This is a genomic window from Stenotrophomonas sp. MMGLT7, assembly GCF_021168555.1.
GTDB lineage: Bacteria > Pseudomonadota > Gammaproteobacteria > Xanthomonadales > Xanthomonadaceae > MMGLT7.
Genome location: NZ_JAJOZS010000004.1, coordinates 102,889 through 118,839, shown reverse-complemented (window position 1 = coordinate 118,839; position 15,951 = coordinate 102,889). Strand labels below are relative to the sequence as shown.

General features: G+C 70.1%; 13 protein-coding genes. 9 read left to right on the top strand and 4 right to left on the bottom strand.

Annotated features, from left to right (window positions below):
• Window positions 1-71: 71 nt before the first annotated feature.
• The gene (locus tag LRX76_RS07285) at window positions 72-1,370 is read right to left on the bottom strand and encodes a nucleoside transporter C-terminal domain-containing protein (RefSeq protein WP_231803587.1); all 1,299 of its coding nucleotides are present in this window, start codon (window positions 1,368-1,370) and stop codon (window positions 72-74) included.
• A 184-nt stretch (window positions 1,371-1,554) separates the two neighbouring features.
• Here LRX76_RS07285 and LRX76_RS07280 point away from each other — a divergent pair, with 184 nt between their 5' ends.
• From LRX76_RS07280 to LRX76_RS07270, 3 genes are all read left to right on the top strand, one after another.
• The gene (locus tag LRX76_RS07280; protein WP_231803585.1) at window positions 1,555-2,526 is read left to right on the top strand and encodes an aldo/keto reductase; all 972 of its coding nucleotides are present in this window, start codon (window positions 1,555-1,557) and stop codon (window positions 2,524-2,526) included.
• A gap of 554 nt (window positions 2,527-3,080) precedes the next feature.
• Window positions 3,081-3,278: a hemin uptake protein HemP gene (locus tag LRX76_RS07275; protein WP_231803583.1), complete on the top strand. Its 198-nt coding sequence runs from the start codon at window positions 3,081-3,083 to the stop codon at window positions 3,276-3,278.
• Between the two features lie 297 nt (window positions 3,279-3,575).
• Window positions 3,576-4,508, top strand: a complete 933-nt coding sequence (locus tag LRX76_RS07270) for a DUF6607 family protein (protein WP_231803581.1) — start codon at window positions 3,576-3,578, stop codon at window positions 4,506-4,508.
• A gap of 363 nt (window positions 4,509-4,871) precedes the next feature.
• On the opposite strand, the gene LRX76_RS07265 is transcribed toward LRX76_RS07270, so the two are convergent.
• The 3 genes from LRX76_RS07265 to LRX76_RS07255 form a co-directional block, all read right to left on the bottom strand.
• Window positions 4,872-5,225, bottom strand: a complete 354-nt coding sequence (locus LRX76_RS07265) for a DMT family protein (RefSeq protein ID WP_231803579.1) — start codon at window positions 5,223-5,225, stop codon at window positions 4,872-4,874.
• 112 nt (window positions 5,226-5,337) lie between these two features.
• Window positions 5,338-7,821 carry an FtsX-like permease family protein gene (locus LRX76_RS07260; RefSeq protein ID WP_231803577.1) on the bottom strand — a complete coding sequence of 828 codons (2,484 nt, stop codon included), beginning with the start codon at window positions 7,819-7,821 and terminating at the stop codon, window positions 5,338-5,340.
• Window positions 7,818-8,420, bottom strand: a complete 603-nt coding sequence (locus tag LRX76_RS07255; RefSeq protein ID WP_231803575.1) for an ATP-binding cassette domain-containing protein — start codon at window positions 8,418-8,420, stop codon at window positions 7,818-7,820. The genes LRX76_RS07260 and LRX76_RS07255 overlap by 4 nt, the downstream gene beginning before the upstream one ends.
• Before the next feature lie 70 nt (window positions 8,421-8,490).
• Between LRX76_RS07255 and LRX76_RS07250 the strand changes: the two genes are divergently transcribed.
• The 6 genes from LRX76_RS07250 to LRX76_RS07225 all read left to right on the top strand — a co-directional run bounded on the left by LRX76_RS07250 (window position 8,491) and on the right by LRX76_RS07225 (window position 15,607).
• A complete protein-coding gene (locus LRX76_RS07250; RefSeq protein ID WP_231803573.1) occupies window positions 8,491-9,195 on the top strand; it encodes an arylesterase in 705 nt (234 codons plus the stop codon).
• A gap of 132 nt (window positions 9,196-9,327) precedes the next feature.
• Window positions 9,328-10,041, top strand: a complete 714-nt coding sequence (locus LRX76_RS07245; protein WP_231803571.1) for a response regulator transcription factor — start codon at window positions 9,328-9,330, stop codon at window positions 10,039-10,041.
• 116 nt (window positions 10,042-10,157) lie between these two features.
• On the top strand, window positions 10,158-11,426 hold the full coding sequence (locus tag LRX76_RS07240) for a HAMP domain-containing sensor histidine kinase (RefSeq protein ID WP_231803569.1): 1,269 nt from the start codon (window positions 10,158-10,160) through the stop codon (window positions 11,424-11,426).
• A gap of 581 nt (window positions 11,427-12,007) precedes the next feature.
• Window positions 12,008-13,549, top strand: coding sequence for an efflux RND transporter periplasmic adaptor subunit (locus LRX76_RS07235; protein WP_231803567.1), 1,542 nt, complete (start codon window positions 12,008-12,010; stop codon window positions 13,547-13,549).
• The gene (locus LRX76_RS07230) at window positions 13,546-14,292 is read left to right on the top strand and encodes an ABC transporter ATP-binding protein (RefSeq protein WP_231803565.1); all 747 of its coding nucleotides are present in this window, start codon (window positions 13,546-13,548) and stop codon (window positions 14,290-14,292) included. Before LRX76_RS07235 ends, LRX76_RS07230 begins: the two co-directional genes overlap by 4 nt.
• Window positions 14,293-14,365: 73 nt before the next feature.
• A complete protein-coding gene (locus LRX76_RS07225) occupies window positions 14,366-15,607 on the top strand; it encodes an ABC transporter permease (protein WP_231803563.1) in 1,242 nt (413 codons plus the stop codon).
• Window positions 15,608-15,951 lie beyond the last annotated feature (344 nt).

The following is a 15,951-nucleotide window of genomic DNA, read 5'->3' as shown; positions in this document are numbered from 1 at the left end:
GGGCCGGCGAATCGTCGCAGAACCGACTCGCAGCGAGTTCCCCGCCCCGCACGTTCCCGTCGCCCACGCTCCTATCCGAAGTGGGTGAGCACGCCGGCGATGGTGGCGGTCATGAAGGTGGCGATCGAGCCGCCCAGCACCGCGCGCAGGCCGAACTTGGCCAGGTCGTGGCGGCGCTCCGGCGCCAGCCCGCCGATGCCGCCGATCTGGATGGCGATGGAGCTGAAGTTGGCGAAGCCGCACAGCGCGTAGGTGGCGATCAGCCGGCCCTCGTCGCTGAGCACCGCGCCCGGGACCTCGCCGTTGACGATCCGGGCCAGCTCGCTGTAGGCGACGAACTCGTTGATCACCACCTTCTGCCCGATCAGCGAGCCCACCGTGGTGGCATCGGCCCACGGCGTGCCGATCACCCAGGCCACCGGCGCCAGCACGTAGCCGAAGATGGTGGACAGGTCGGTCGGCCGGCCGATCGCGGCGGCGATCCCGGTGACGTCGCCCAGCCAGGTCAGCGGCGCGTTGAGCAGCGCGATCAGGGCAATGAACGCCAGCAGCATCGCGCCGATGTTCAGCGCCAGCCGCAGGCCGTCGCCGGCGCCGGCGGCGGCCGCGTCGATGACGTTGCTGGTGTTCTTCTCCACTTCCATCTTGACCGTGCCGCGGGTCAGCGGGGTGCCGGTCTCCGGCACCAGCAGCTTGGCCACCACCAGCGTCGCCGGCGCGGCCATGATGCTCGCCGCCAGCAGGTGCTTGGCGTAGAACGCCTGCTGCTCCGGATCGCCGCCGCCGAGCATGCCCACGTAGGCCGCCAGCACGCCGCCGGCGATGTGCGCCATGCCGCCGATCATCATCGTCAGCAGCTCGGACTGGGTCATCTTGGGGATGTACGGGCGCACCGTCAGCGGCGCCTCGGTCTGGCCGATGAACACGCTGGCGCAGACGCTGGTGGTCTCCGCGCCGGACACTCGCATCACCTTGGTGATCGCCCAGGCCATCACCCGCACCACCGCCTGCATCACGTTCAGGTGGTACAGCACGCCCATCAGTGCCGAGAAGAAGATGATGGTCGGCAGCACCTGGAAGGCGAAGATGAAGCCGAACCGGGAGGTGTCCATCAGGCTGCCGAAGATGAAGCCCGAGCCCTCGTTGACGAAGCTCAGGATCTTGACGAAGCCCCGGCCGAGCCAGTCGAACACGTCGCGGCCGCCGGGCACCAGCAGCACCAGCGCGGCAAAGGCGATCTGCAGCGCGATGCCGGTACCGACCAGCCGCCAGTCCACCGCGCGCCGGTTGTTGGAGAACAGCCAGGTGATTGCGATCAGCACTGCCAGCCCGAACAGGCCGAAGCCGACTCTCCCCAAACCTTCGACCATCGGGATTTCTCTGCGGACAAAGAAAGGAAGCCTAGAGCAGGGGGCAACGCCCGGCAACAAGGATCGCCGCCGCGGCCGGCGATTCCCAGGGCATTCAAGCAATTGCGTCGCGCCGGCGGCGGCCGCGGGCTGGCTACAATGCCGCCTCCGCGGGCATGGCCCGCCCGCCAGCCAGGGAGCGACCATGCAGTATCGACGACTCGGATCCACCGGCCTGCAGCTCTCGGCGCTGTCGTTCGGGGCCTGGATCACCTTCGGCGACCAGGTCGACCGCGACGAGGCGCGCAACCTGGTGGCGGCGGCCTGGGACCACGGCGTCAACTTCTTCGACAACGCCGAGGTCTACGCCAAGGGGCGAGCCGAGCAGGTGATGGGCGACGTCATCGCCGACCTGCGCCTGCCGCGCGACGGCTATTGCGTGTCCAGCAAGGTGTTCTTCGGCGCCGTCGAATCGCCGCGGCCGACCCAGCGCGGGCTTTCGCGCAAGCACGTCACCGACGCCTGCCATGCCGCGTTGAAGCGGCTGCGGGTGGACTACCTGGACCTGTACTACTGCCATCGGCCGGACCCGGACACCCCCGTCGCCGAGACCGTGCTGGCGATGGATGCGCTGGTGCGCCAGGGCAAGGTCCTGTACTGGGGCACCTCCGAGTGGTCGGCCGCGCAGATCGGCCAGGCGCTGGCGGTCGCCCGCGACGGAGGCCTGTACGGCCCATCGATGGAGCAGCCGCAGTACAACCTGCTGCATCGCGACCGGGTTGAGCGCGAGTACGCGCCGCTGTATGCCGACCCCGGGCTGGGCACGACGATCTGGTCGCCGCTGGCCTCGGGCCTGCTCACCGGCAAGTACAACGACGGCATCGAGGCCGGCAGCCGACTGTCGCAGGCCGACAATGCCTGGCTGCGCGAGGGGGTGATCGGCACCGCCGAGGACCGCCGCGTCGAGCGCGCGCGCCGATTCACCGCGCTGGCGGCCGAACTGGGCGAGGCCCCGGCGCCGCTGGCGATCGCCTGGTGCCTGCGCAACCGCAACGTGTCCAGCGTGATCCTCGGCGCCAGCTGCGTCGCCCAGCTGCTGCAGAACCTCGGCGCGCTCCAGGTGCTGGCACGGCACGACGACCAGACGTGGCAGCGGGTCGAGCAGTCGGTGGCCTGAGCCGGAGACGCGCAGGCCGGGCCTTTCGCTCCGGCGGGCGAGGGGCTCGGCGCTGCCGCCGATGCCGGGGGCGGGTGAGACCTGGGGACAAGGCCGTCGGTGCCGGACTCTGCTGCCCGCACCTGCGCGCGGTGCTTCACGGGCCAAGCGCTTCATCGCAGCCGAACGGCCGGTCACGGCTGCTCCTCCAAGGGCGTCCGGGCACTTGCGGCAACATCCATGGGCGGGAACGACGATCGCTGTTTTCCGGGCAGCAGTGCGAAGGCGGGTACCCAGTGCCTTCAAGTGGAGACACAGTGTCCAGCGGTCACGAGTTCTCGAACCTGGTCCCCGCAAGGCGGCGGACAACGATCAGCCGCGCTACGACACCGGCGCCTGACTGCAGGCCCGATCCCCGGCTTGCGGGCAGGCCATCGATTTCTCAGGAAAATCGATTCAAGAGAATCGATCTGAAATTTGCATGTATACCGTACCGAAAAAGACGGGAATCGATGTTGCCAATGCACTGAGAATCATTATCATCTGTTGCCAACGAGACGCATGGAGACCCGACGATGTCCGCACAACCCGTTCTGCTTCGCCCCGAAGTCCTGACCCTGCGCAACCGTCCCGCGCCGCGGGTGGTGCCGGCCGAGGAGGTGCTCGACAGCGAGGCGCTGCTCAAGGGCCGCCGCGAGGTGCTGATCCAGCACGGCGACCGCGTCTACCGCCTGCGCCACACCAGCAACGACAAGCTCATCCTGACCAAGTGAGCGCGCGGCAACGCGCCATCCCCTGACCCGCGCACGGCGCGCGAGGCCAGGCCTGCCTGCTCCTACTCTCTCCCCCTCGGTATCCCGGCCGCGACGACCAGTCGCGCCGGTGCCGGGGGTTTTGTTTGTCCGCAGGGATCGGGGCCCGTCTCGCCCTGTCGTTTCCCATGCGGCGTGGCGCGGTTCGCCCGGCGTCCGCGCCGCCGGCCGGCACGCCGCCGATACCGTTCGGCGGGCGGCTCCGGCGATGTTCCCCTTCCCGCAGCACCGAAGACCCCCACCACCAAGAGAGCGACCATGAGATTCCAGGTAGCCATCGTTTCCCTCGTCCTGGCGTCGTCGGGCGCGGCTCAGGCGCAGCAGGCCGGCCCGCAGCGCGACCGCCAGTCCATCCTCGCCATGCAGGGCGAGTACGACGTCGATTTCGCCTTCGACGAGACGGTTCTGCTCAAGCCCGGCTACGAACGCGCCCCGGCCATGCGCAGCGGCGGCAGCGAGGTGGTGGTCGTGGTCGAGGACACGCCGGCGAGGATCGTGCTGCAGCACCTGCTGGTCGACCCCAGGAGCGGCCACGTCACCAAGCACTGGCGGCAGGACTGGACCTACGAGGCGCCACGGCGTTTCGAGTTCGACGCCGAGCAGACCTGGCATGTGCGCGAGATCCCCGCCGCGCAGACCAGGGGGGCGTGGACCCAGTGCGTGTTCGAGGTCAGCGATGCCCCACGCTACTGCGGCACCGGCCGCTGGGACTATGCCGAAGGCCACCCGAGCTGGACCAGCGACCTGAGCTGGCGGCCGCTGCCGCGCCGCGAGTACACCCGTCGCAGCGACTACAACGCGCTGGCGGTGATCAATCGCCACACGCTCACGCCCAACGGCTGGACCCACGAGCAGTTCAACACCAAGGTGCTGCGCAAGCCCGACGGCAGCCAGGAGAGCATCGCCCGCGAGTTCGGCTTCAACGACTACATCAAGACCACCAGCGTCGACTTCGAGCCGGCCTACGGCTACTGGAAAGCGACCGCCGGCTACTGGGCCAAGGTACGCGCGCGCTGGGCCGGGTACCTGGAGCGGCCGCCGGGCGTGCACCTGAAGACCAAACTCGACGGCATGGCGATGATCGTCCCGCTGTTCACCCAGGCCGAGGAGATCCAGTCCGGCAAGCCGGTCGCGGACACGCGGATCGATGCGGTGTTCGCGCAGTGGGTGGAGCCGGCGCCGCCGCGCTGAACCAGGGCCGCAACGGCACCGCTGCCCAATCCTCTCCGCTTCGCAAGCGCGCGGGCAACAGCGGGGCGGGTTTGCTGTTGTCCGCCAGGCGTGAGCGATGAAGACCTTCCCGGATCCGGAGGGCGCCGCCCATGGATGGGGGCCTGCCGTGATCGGGCATGTTCCGCCCGAGCCAGCGATGGCGAGTGGGAAAATCCCGATGACCCGTCAGCCGTAGGCCCTTGACGTTGCAGGAAAAGCGTTTTTCTCTGGTTCGTTTCTTTTTGCGCTTTCCAAAAGGAAACGAACCCGGCCGCGCCAGCGGACGGAAGCCTGCAGCTCCTCGCCCGGGCAACAGGATCCGCACGGCCTCTGGCCGCAGCGCTACTCCTTGAACATCAGCAGCGCCGCCACCAGGATCAGCGCGAACGCCGCCCAGTGGTTCCATTTCAGCGGCTGGCCCAGGTACAGCGCCGAGAATCCGGCGAACACCAGCAGCGTGATCACTTCCTGGATGCCCTTGAGCTGCGGCGCCGAGTACACCGCGCTGCCCAGGCGGTTTCCGGGCACCTGCAGGCAGTACTCGAAGAAGGCGATGCCCCAGCTGGCCAGGATCACCGCCAGCAGCGGCGCGCTGCGGTACTTGAGGTGCCCGTACCAGGCGAAGGTCATGAAGATGTTGCTGGCGATCAGCAGCAGCACCGGATAGAGGTAGGACGTAAAGGAGATGCCGGGCATGGGCGGTTTGCAGTCGAGGTAAGGTGCGCAGCCGTGGCCGGTGCGCGATCGGCAGTGAGGTGCGGCCCTCCGTTTCCCGGCGGGCCGCGGCTTGGCTGGTGGTCGCGCCGGATCAGTTCTCGCGCAGTGCCAGCGCCGGCGCCACCTTGAGGATGCGGCGCGTGCCCCACCAGCCGGCGAGCACGCTCAGCGCCACGCCGGCCGCGCCGCCCAGCAGCAGCGCCGGCCATGGCGGCGCCATCGCCAGTTCGAATGCCTGCCGCGACACCACCATGGCGATCGCCGCCGCCGCCGCGACCGCCAGCAACGAGGCCAGCAGCCCGAGCGCGCCGAACTCCACCAGTACCGCGCCGCGCAGCTGTCCGCTGCGGGCGCCGAGCGTACGCAGTACCGCGCTGTCGTAGCGACGCTCGCCGGCGGTGGCCTGCAGCGCCGCCAGCAGCACCAGCACCCCGGCCAGCAGGCTGAAGCCCATCACCAGCTGCACCGCCTGGCCGACCCGGTCGATCACCTCGCGCACCCGCTGCAGGATCGCGTCGATGTCCAGCAGCGAGATGTTCGGGTACTGCCGCACCAGCGCGGCCAGTTCGGTCGCCTGCGACGACGGCAGGTGGAAGCTGGAGATCAGGTTGTATGGCGCATCGCCGACCGCGCCGGCATTGAGCAGCAGGAAGAAGTTGACCCGGAACGAGTCCCAGTCGGCCTTGCGTAGCGAGGTGACGGTGAAGCTGTGTTCCTGCTCGCCCAGCGCCAGGGTGATGCGGTCGCCCAGCTTGAGCCCGTAGCGCTGCGCCCAGCCGTCCTCCACCGAGGCTTCGGCGGCGGTACTGTCCGCCGCCCAGAAGCGGCCGGCGGTGAGCTCGTTGGCAGCGGGGAAATCGTGCCGCCAGGAGAAGTTGACCGGGCGGTTGGCGCCGGCGCCGTCGTCGTCCGGATCCTGGTCGATGCGCTGCGGCGGGTGGCCGTTGATCGCCACCAGCCGGCCGGTGCCGAACGGTTCCACCGCCGGCGCCGGCACGTCGAGCCCGCGCAGCGTGTCCAGCACCGCATCGGCCTGCTCGGGCTGGATGTTCATCAGGAAGTAGTTCGGCGTATCGGTGGGCAGGCGCTCGCGCCACTGCCCGAGCAGCCCCGGGCCGACCACGGCCAGCAGCAACAGCGCGCACAGCGACAGCGACAGCCCCACCAGCTGCACCACGCTCAGTGCGCGGCGCCGGGTCAGCGAGGCCAGGCCCAGCTTCCACGGACCGCGCAGGCGGTGCTGGACCGCGCGCACCAGCATCAGCAGCACGCCGCCGAGGGCGCCGGCCACCACCGCCAGTGCCGCCAGCCCGCCCAGCACCCAGGTCGCCAGCAGCGCATCGCCGGCGGCGTACACCGCCAGCGCCACGGTCGCCGCCAGCGCCGCCAGGTACACCAGCAGCGAGGTCGGCGGCAGCGTGGCGAAGCTGCGGTTGAGCACCCGCATCGGCGGCACGTTGCGCAGCCGCAGCAGCGGCGGCAGGCCGAAGCCGAGCAGCAGCAACAGGCCGATGCCGGCCCCGGCCAGGGCCGGGGTGGCCTGCGGCAGCGGCAGGCGGTCGGGGATCAGGCTGCCCAGCGCCTGCACCAGCCCGAGCTGGGCCAGCATGCCCAGGGCCACGCCCAGCGCGCAGGCGGGAATCGCCAGCAGCACCAGCTGCAGCGCCAGGGTGCCGAGGATGTCGCGCTGGCGCGCGCCCAGGCAGCGCAGCACCGCCACGCTGTCGATGCGCCGCAGCGCGAAGCGGTTGGCGGCCAGCGCGGTGGCCACGCCGGCCAGCAGCACCGCCAGCAGCGCGGTCAGCGCCAGGAAGCGGCCGGCGCGGTCGAACGCGCCGCGCACGCCGCGCTGGGCGTTGTCCAGCGTCACCAGCCGGTACTCGCCGCTGCGCGGCTGCAGCCATTGCCGCAGGTCCTCGATGGCGGTGGCATCGCCGGCGAACATCAGCCGGTAGGAAGCGCGGCTGCCCGGCCCGAGCAGGCCGGCGGCGTCGACGTCGGCGCGGTTGACCAGCAGCGGCGGCGACATCTGCAGCAGGCCGTCGGAGGCGTCGGGCTCGGCGCGCAGCACGCGCGTCACCGTGAGCGTGCCGGCGCCGAACTCCAGGTCCTCGCCCGGCTTCAGGCCCAGCGCATCGAGCAGGCGCGGATCGGCATAGGCCTGGCCGCGCGGCGGCGCGCCGGCCGGCTGGCTGGCGGCCGCGGCGAGGTCGTCGGCCACCAGCAGCTGCCCGCGCAGCGGATAGCCGTCGCCGACCGCCTTGATGTTGGCCATCTGGCTGGCCTCGCCGTGGAACAGCACGCTGGGGAAGCTGACCATGCGCGTGCTGCGCAGGCCGCGCCGTTGCGCCTCGTCGGCGAACGCCTGCGGGATGTCCTGGCGACCGCTCACGCCCAGGTCGCCGCCCAGCACCTCGGCGGCGCTGGAGGTCAGCGCCAGCCGCACCCGGTCCACCAGCGTGCCGACCGCGGTCATCACCGCCACGCCCAGCACCAGCGCGGCGAACACGGTCATCAGGTCGCCGGCGAGGAACTCGCGCCGCAGCGAGCGCGCGGCATGGCGCAGGATGTTCATGGCGCGTCGTCCAGCGGATCGTGGCGCAAACGGCCATGGTCGATGCGGTAGACATGCCGGCAGCGCCGCGCCAGGCGCATGTCGTGGGTCACCAGCACCAGCGTGGTGCCGGCCTGGGCGTTGAGCGCGAACAGCAGGTCGCTGACCTGGTCGCCGGTGTTCTGGTCGAGCGCGCCGGTGGGTTCGTCGGCGAACAGGATGCGCGGCCGCGCCACGAACGCGCGCGCGATCGCCACGCGCTGCTGCTCGCCGCCGGAGAGCTGGCGCGGGTAGTGCCGCGCCCGCGGCGCCAGGCCCACTGCCTGCAGCACCTCGCGCACCCGAGCCGGGTCTTCGCGCCCGGCCAGTTCCAGCGGCAGTGCGACGTTCTCCTCGGCGGTCAGCGCCGGCAGCAGGTGGAAGCTCTGGAACACGAAACCGACCGCCTGCGCGCGCAACGCCGCGCGTGCTTCCTCGTCGAGGGCGTTGAGATCGGTGCCGGCCAGGGTCACGCTGCCGCTGCTGGGCAGGTCCAGCCCGGCCAGCAGGCCGAGCAGGGTGGTCTTGCCCGAGCCGGAGGCGCCGACGATGGCGATGCTGTCGCCTTCACCGACGATCAAGTCGACGTTGTCGAGAATGTGGACCTTACCCTCCGGTCCGCTGACGGATTTGCTGACGCCGCTTGCCTGGATGGCGACGCTGGTGTGGGGGGCCAGACTGTCGATGAGGAGACTCCGGATGCGTGGAAAGGGAAGGCGGTTCGCCGCGGGATGGTGGGTGTTGCTGGCATGCTGGGTGCTGCTGCCGGCCGTCGCCTGTGCCAAAGGTCCGGCCGCGCCGGCCGCGAAGGGGCCGGTGCTGGTGGTGGGCGACAGCCTCAGCGCCGCCCACAACATCCCTGTCCAGGACGGCTGGGTCAACCTGCTCGGCCAGCGCCTCAAGCAGCAGATGAAGGCACCGCCGGCGGTAGTCAACGCCAGCATCAGCGGCGAGACCACCTCCGGCGCGCTGACCCGGCTGCCCGGGCTGCTGGCGCGGCACACACCCTCGGTGGTGGTGATCGAGCTGGGCGGCAACGACGCCTTGCGCGGGCTCACCCCGGCGCAGCTGCACGGCAACCTGGAGAAGATGATCCAGCTCAGCCGTGACGCCGGCGCCAAGGTGCTGCTGCTGGGCATCGACGTGCCGCCCAACTACGGGCCGGCCTACCGCCAGCGCCTGCGTGCCAGCTATGCGGAACTGGCGAAGAAGTACGACGTCGCATTGCTGCCGTTCCTGCTGGAGGGCGTGGCGCTGCAGCCGGGGCTGATGCAGGCCGATGGCCTGCATCCCACCGCCGCCGCGCAGCCGAAGCTGCTGGACAACGTCTGGCCGGTACTTGAGCCGTTGCTTTGACGGCGGGGATTGGGGATTTGGGATTCGCAAAGGCGCGCCTTCCCGCACTGACGGATCCCCAATTCCAAACCTTCACGCCCCCTCGACCGGCGATCCGGCAAGCTTCACAAAGCTGAAGTCAGAGGAAATTCCATGCGTCAGACCAAGGAAACGTCAGGACTCGTCCTGATCGTGGAGGACAACCGCAACATCTCCGAGATGATCGGGGAGTACCTGGAAGGGCGCGGTTTCGAGGTGGATTATGCCTGCGATGGCCTTGACGGCTACCGGCTGGCAGCGGAAAACAGCTACGACGTGGTGATCCTGGACCTGATGCTGCCGCGACTGGACGGCATCGAGGTCTGCCGGCGCCTGCGCAACGACGCCCGCAAGTCCACCCCGGTGCTGATGCTCACAGCGCGCGACACGCTCGACGACAAGCTCACCGGCCTGGGCTTCGGCGCCGACGACTACCTGACCAAGCCGTTCGCGATCCAGGAGCTGGAGGCGCGCCTGCGCGCCCTGATCCGCCGCGAGCGGCGCCAGGTGGGTGCCGAGGTGCTCAAGGTGGCCGACCTGGTGCTGGACCCGGTGAGCATGCGCGCCACCCGTGCCGGCACCGAGCTGCAGCTCTCGCCGATCGGCCTGCGCCTGCTGACCATCCTGATGCGCGAATCGCCGCGCGTGGTCAGCCGCCAGGAGATCGAGCGCGAGATCTGGGGCAACGGCCTGCCCGATTCGGACACCCTGCGCAGCCACCTGTACAACCTGCGCAAGATCATCGACAAGCCGTTCGACCGCCCGCTGCTGCATACCGTGCAGAGCGCCGGCTACCGCATCGCCGACATCGCCCAGCCGATGGGCTGACACGGGCGCGGCCGCCCCTGCGGTGGCCGCACTGCCGCGACAGCGCAGCCGCGGCGTCGATGCGGAACTAACGGTGCGCGTTCCTATAATCGCGGCCTCCGATCACGGGAACCTCCATGCCGCACGGCCTGCCGCGCAAAGTACGCATCGCCTTCATCGTGCAGGCAGCCCTGGCGAGCCTGGCGCTGCTGGTCGCCGCCTACCTGGTGTGGATGATCGTGCGCCACAGCCTGGTGCGCGCCGCGCTGCAGGAGGAAGCGGCGCACTACTGGCAGCTCTACGAAGCCTCGCCGGCGCAGCCGCCGCCCAACACGGTGTACGTGCGCGGCTACATCGTGGTGGCCGGGCACTCGAGCCTGGTCCTGCCTGCCTCGCTGCGCCAGCTGCCGCCCGGCTTCCACCAGATCGGCGACGGCAACGTGGTGCTGGTGGACCGCCAGGCGCTGGGCACGCTGTACCTGATGTTCCTGCGGCCGCAGGTCGAACGGCTGTTCCTGTGGTTCGGCGCGGTGCCGATCGTGTTCATCCTGCTGGCGATCGCCATGCTCAGCTGGCTGGGCTACCGCGTGTCCAAGCGGCTGGTGTCGCCGGTGGCCTGGCTGGCGCGGCGGGTCTCGCACTGGGATCCGCGCCATCCCGAGGCCGACGAACTGGCGCCGGAACGATTGCCTGCCGACGTGCAGGGCGAGACCCGCCTGCTGGCTTCGTCGCTGCATGCGCTGGCGCAGCGGGTCACCGAGCACGTGACCCGCGAGCGCAACTTCACTCGCGATGCCAGCCATGAGCTGCGCACGCCGCTGACGGTGATCCGGGTGGCCAGCGACATGGCCCTGGACGACAACCAGCTTTCGCCGCGCACGACCCGCAGCCTGCAGCGCATCCAGCGCGCCGGGCGCGACATGGAGGCGATCATCGACGCCTTCCTGATCCTGGCGCGCGAGGCCGAGGTGGCGCCGCAGAGCGAACTGTTCGACGTCGGCGAAGTGGTGCAGTACGAGGCCGACAACGCCCGCGAGCTGCTGGGCGACCGTCCGGTGCGGCTGCACGCCGACATCGACGCGCCGGTGGTGCTCGACGCCCCGCCGCGGGTACTGCACGTGGTGATCGGCAACCTGTTGCGCAATGCCTGCAACTACACCGACGAGGGCGTCATCCGCATCGTCGTGGCACCCGGGAAGGTGAGCGTGAGCGACACCGGCATCGGCATGTCCAGCACGGCGCTGCGACAGGCGTTCGATCCCTTCTATCGCGCCGATCCGAACCGGCCGCAGGGAACCGGACTGGGGCTCTCGATCGTGCGCCGCCTGTGCGAGCGCTTCGGCTGGCGCATCGAGCTGCGCAGCGTGCAGGGCGCGGGCACCACCGCCACGGTGTACTTCGCCTGATCCGTGTCCGCGTTTGCCAGGGCCTGGCAGGGGGGCGGCAGGACCCGTGCCTGAGGTCGCCCGCACTGCCGTCCGGAGAAAACGCGGGATAGGAGCGGCTTTCAGCCGGAGTGGACAGCACATGCCCGGAAGTATCGACTCGCCGTCCCCGTGCAGGCGCTATGGTCCGGAGAAAGCTCAGGATCGGACCGTTGTCGGCTGAAGCGGCGGGGCTCACGTCCGGAAGAATTGAACTCGTCGTCCCCGCGCGGGAGGGGACCCGGTGCCTGCGCCTTGAAAGGCGGAGCTACCGGCAGACTGCGTGGCTGATCGATTCCACCGCGCAAGTCGCCGGGTCCCCGCGTTCGCAGCGACGACGATCACGGATGGCGGCCCACGGTCCGAGTCCCGCTGTTGCCGGCGATGCCGCAACGCTGCTGTCGCAAGCTCCGGCAGGACGGGGAAATTCCTCCGGACGGCAGTGCGGCTTCGCGGGAGGGGGCGCTCCCGTTTCCACTTCCGGCTTACGCTTCGCCAGACCGTGTCAACGCAACCGCCGCCGGCGCGTTGATGCGAAGGTATCCCTCCGCCAAGCCGACTTCATGTCCCAGCCCGCCCGCGCTTCCTCCCCCCGTCCTTCCCCACGTCGTATCCGCTGGCTGTGGCCGTCGCTGGCCCTGGCCGCGGTGGCGCTCGCCGGGCTGTTCTACTGGTGGCACGTCCGCAACGCGCAGTCCGACGGCGGCTACCGCACCGTGGCGGTGGAACGTGGCGACATCCGCGTGGCGATCTCGGCCACCGGCACCCTGAGCGCGATCTCCACCGTCACCGTCGGCAGCCAGATCTCCGGCCAGGTGACCGAGGTGCTGGTGGACTACAACGACCCGGTCAAGAAGGACCAGATCGTCGCCCGCATCGACCCCAGCACCTACGAGACGCAGATCCGCCAGGGTAACGCACAGATCAACGCCGCCCGCGCCACCCTGGCGCAGGCGCAGGCCACGCTGGCCAATGCCGAGCTGGATTGGCGCCGCAAGGCCGACCTCGGCACGCAGAAGCTGGTGGCGCAGAGCGATGTCGACCTTGCCCGCGCCACGCTCGACCAGGCGCGCGCGGCGGTGAACTCGGCGCAGGCGCAGATCGTCCAGCAGACCGCTTCCACCCAGACCACCCAGCTCAACCTGGAGCGCACGGTGATCCGCTCGCCGGTGGACGGGGTGGTGCTCACCCGCAGCATCGAGCCGGGGCAGACGGTGGCGGCCAACTTCTCCGCGCCGGAGCTGTTCACCATCGCCGAGGATCTTTCCAAGATGAAGATCGAGCTGGCGGTGGACGAGTCGGACATCGGCCAGATCGAGGTGGGGCAGGGCGTGAGCTTCACCGCCGACGCCTTCGCCGACCGCCAGTTCCGCGGCAAGGTGGAGCAGGTGCGGCTGTCGGCGACCACCACGAACAATGTCGTCACCTATCCGGTCATCGTCAGCGTGGACAACAGCGACGGCACCCTGCTGCCGGGCCTGACCGTCAATGCCGAGATCGAGGTGAGCAAGCGCGACAACGTGCTCAAGGTGGCCAACGCCGCGCTGCGCTACAAGCCGGCCGGCCAGGCCACGGGCGCCGCCGTGCCCGGCATGCCCGCCGCGCCGGCACCGGCGGGCGGCGCGCGTGCCGGCGGCGGCATCACCGGCGACCTGGCGCAGGTGGTGGCCGGGCTCAAGCCCAGCGCGCAGCAGCAGGCCGCCTTCGATGCCGCGGTCAAGGCGCTGGAGGAACGCCAGGCCACGCGCCGCGCCGCCGCCCCGCAGGGCGCCGCCGGCGGCATGGTGCCGCCCGGAGCGATGGTGATCCGCGGCAACAACATGGCCGACGTGCAGGCGCAGCTGCGCCAGCGCATGGCCGAGCGCTTCCGCCAGGACTTCGCCGACTTCCGCGCCACCCTGGACGAGGCGCAGCAGCGCCAGTGGGACGCGGCGCTGGCCGCGCTGGTCAACGCCAAGCGCGCCACCGTCTACCGGCTGGTGGACGGCAAGCCGCAGCCGCTGATGGTGCGGATCGGCGCCAGCGACGGCACCAGCACCGAGATCGCCGGCGGCGGCATCGCCGAGGGCGACGCGCTGGTCACCGGCGAGCGTGCCGCGCAATGAGTGCCGTCGAGCAAGCGGCCGCGGTGCCGGTGATCGAGACCCACGGGCTGGAGAAGATCTACTCGCCCGGCAGCGAGGCCGAGGTGGTGGCACTGCAGGCGGTGGACCTGCGCATCGCCCGCGGCGACTTCGTCGCCATCATGGGGCCGTCGGGCTCGGGCAAGTCGACGCTGATGAACCTGATCGGCTGCCTGGACAAGCCCACCGCCGGCACCTACCTTTGCGACGGCGTGGACGTGGCCACGCTCGATGCCGAGGAACTGGCTGTGCTGCGTCGGGACAAGATCGGCTTCGTGTTCCAGGGCTTCAACCTGCTGCCGCGGATGAGCGCGCTGGAGAACGTGGAGATGCCGCTGGGCTACGCGCAGGTGCCGGTGGCCGAGCGCAAGCAGCGCGCACTGCAGGCGCTGCAGGCGGTGGGCCTGGGCGAGCGCGCCGGGCACCGGCCGAGCGAGCTGTCCGGCGGCCAGCAGCAGCGCGTGGCGATCGCCCGCGCGCTGATCAACGAGCCGCCGATCCTGCTCGCCGACGAACCCACCGGCGCGCTCGACAGCCGCACCGGCGAGGAGATCCTGGCCCTGTTCAAGCGCCTGCGCGACGACGGCCACACGGTGGTGCTGATCACCCACGATCCCGATGTCGCCGCCCATGCCGACCGCACCTACGTCATGCGCGACGGCCAGCTGCATGAGGAGCCGGGATCGGGGAGCGGGGAATCGGGATTGGAGGTGCGTGCGCCATGATCACGGTCCCGGCAGCCCCTGCTCTTCCCGCTCCTGCCAATCCCAAATCCCCATTCCCGAATCCCGGCCTCTCATGAACCTCACCGACATCCTGCGCACCGCGATCTTCTCGCTGCGCGGCAACTGGATGCGCAGCGCGCTGACCTCGCTGGGCGTGATCATCGGCATCGCCGCGGTGATCGTGATGGTCTCGGTCGGGCAGGGCACGCAGGCGCAGATCGACAGGCAGATGTCCGGCCTGGGTTCGCAGCGGCTGGACATCTCGCCCGGCTCCGGCCGCGGCCCGGGCGGCGGCGGTGCGCGGCAGAGCGCGGCCAGCTTCTTCACCCTCAACGAAGGCGATGTCGAGGCGATCCGCGAGGAGATCCCCGAGGTGCAGTACGTGGCCGGCGTGCTGCGCGGCAGCGTGCAGGCGGTGTTCGCCGAGAACAACGCCTCCACCAGCTGGCAGGGCGTGCAGCCGGACTTCTTCGACATCAACAGCTGGACGATCGCCGAGGGCCAGGTGTTCGAGGCGGCCGACTACAGCGGCAGCGCCAAGAAGGTGATCCTCGGCGACACCGTGCGGCGCACGCTGTTCGGCGAGGACAGCGGCGTCGGCCAGACCATCCGCCTGGGGCGGGTGCCGTTCGTGGTGGCGGCCACGCTCCGGCCCAAGGGGCCGGGCAGCTTCGGCCAGGACCAGGACGACGTGGTGATGGTGCCGCTGGCCACCGGCCGCAGCAGGCTGATGGGCATGATGGGCCTGCCGCCGGGGGCGGTGATGCAGATCAGCCTGACCGTGGCCGACGTCAAGGATCTGGGCTATGCGCAGGGCGAGGTGGAGGCGCTGCTGCGCCAGCGCCACCGGATCAAGCCCGGCGACGAGGACGACTTCAGCGTGCGCAACATTTCCCAGATCGTGGCCGCACGCAACGAGACCACCAGCCTGATGTCGTGGCTGCTGGGCGCGGTGGCGACGATCTCGCTGATCGTCGGCGGCATCGGCATCATGAACATCATGCTGGTGTCGGTGACCGAGCGCATCCGCGAGATCGGCCTGCGCATGGCGGTGGGCGCGGGGCCGTCGGACGTGCGCCGGCAGTTCCTGGCCGAGGCGATGCTGATCTCGCTGGTGGGCGGCGCCATCGGCATCGCCATCGGCGTGGTCGGGGCGTTGCTGGTGAGCCGCTTCGGCGCGCTGCCGGTGGCGCTGAACTGGAAGGTGGTGGCGCTGGCGGCGGGGTTCTCGGTGGCCACCGGCCTGTTCTTCGGCTACTACCCGGCACGCAAGGCGAGCCAGCTCGACCCGATCGAGGCGCTGCGGCAGCAGTAGCCCGACTGCCTCTTTCACGGAAGGCAAAGGGGGCATTGTTGTTGCTGTTGCTGCTCTGCTCCCTCCCTTGCGCAAAGCGCAGGGGAGGGTTGGGGAGGGGTGCTCTGGCTCTTGCTCTTGACCTACCAGTTCCCTTCCGTAGCCGCGGTTCCGGCAGGTAAACCCCGCAGGGGTGGCGCACATGGATGTGCGCCGTTTTCGGCAGGGGCAGGATGCCCCTTCCGAAAATTCCTGCCGGATCCGCGAACCCGGAGCGCGTAAGCGCGGAGGGCGCGAAGGCAGGGCGTGCTTGACCAGCCTGCGGCTGTGGAAAAGCACTTCTTTTGGTTACCTTTTCTTTGCAT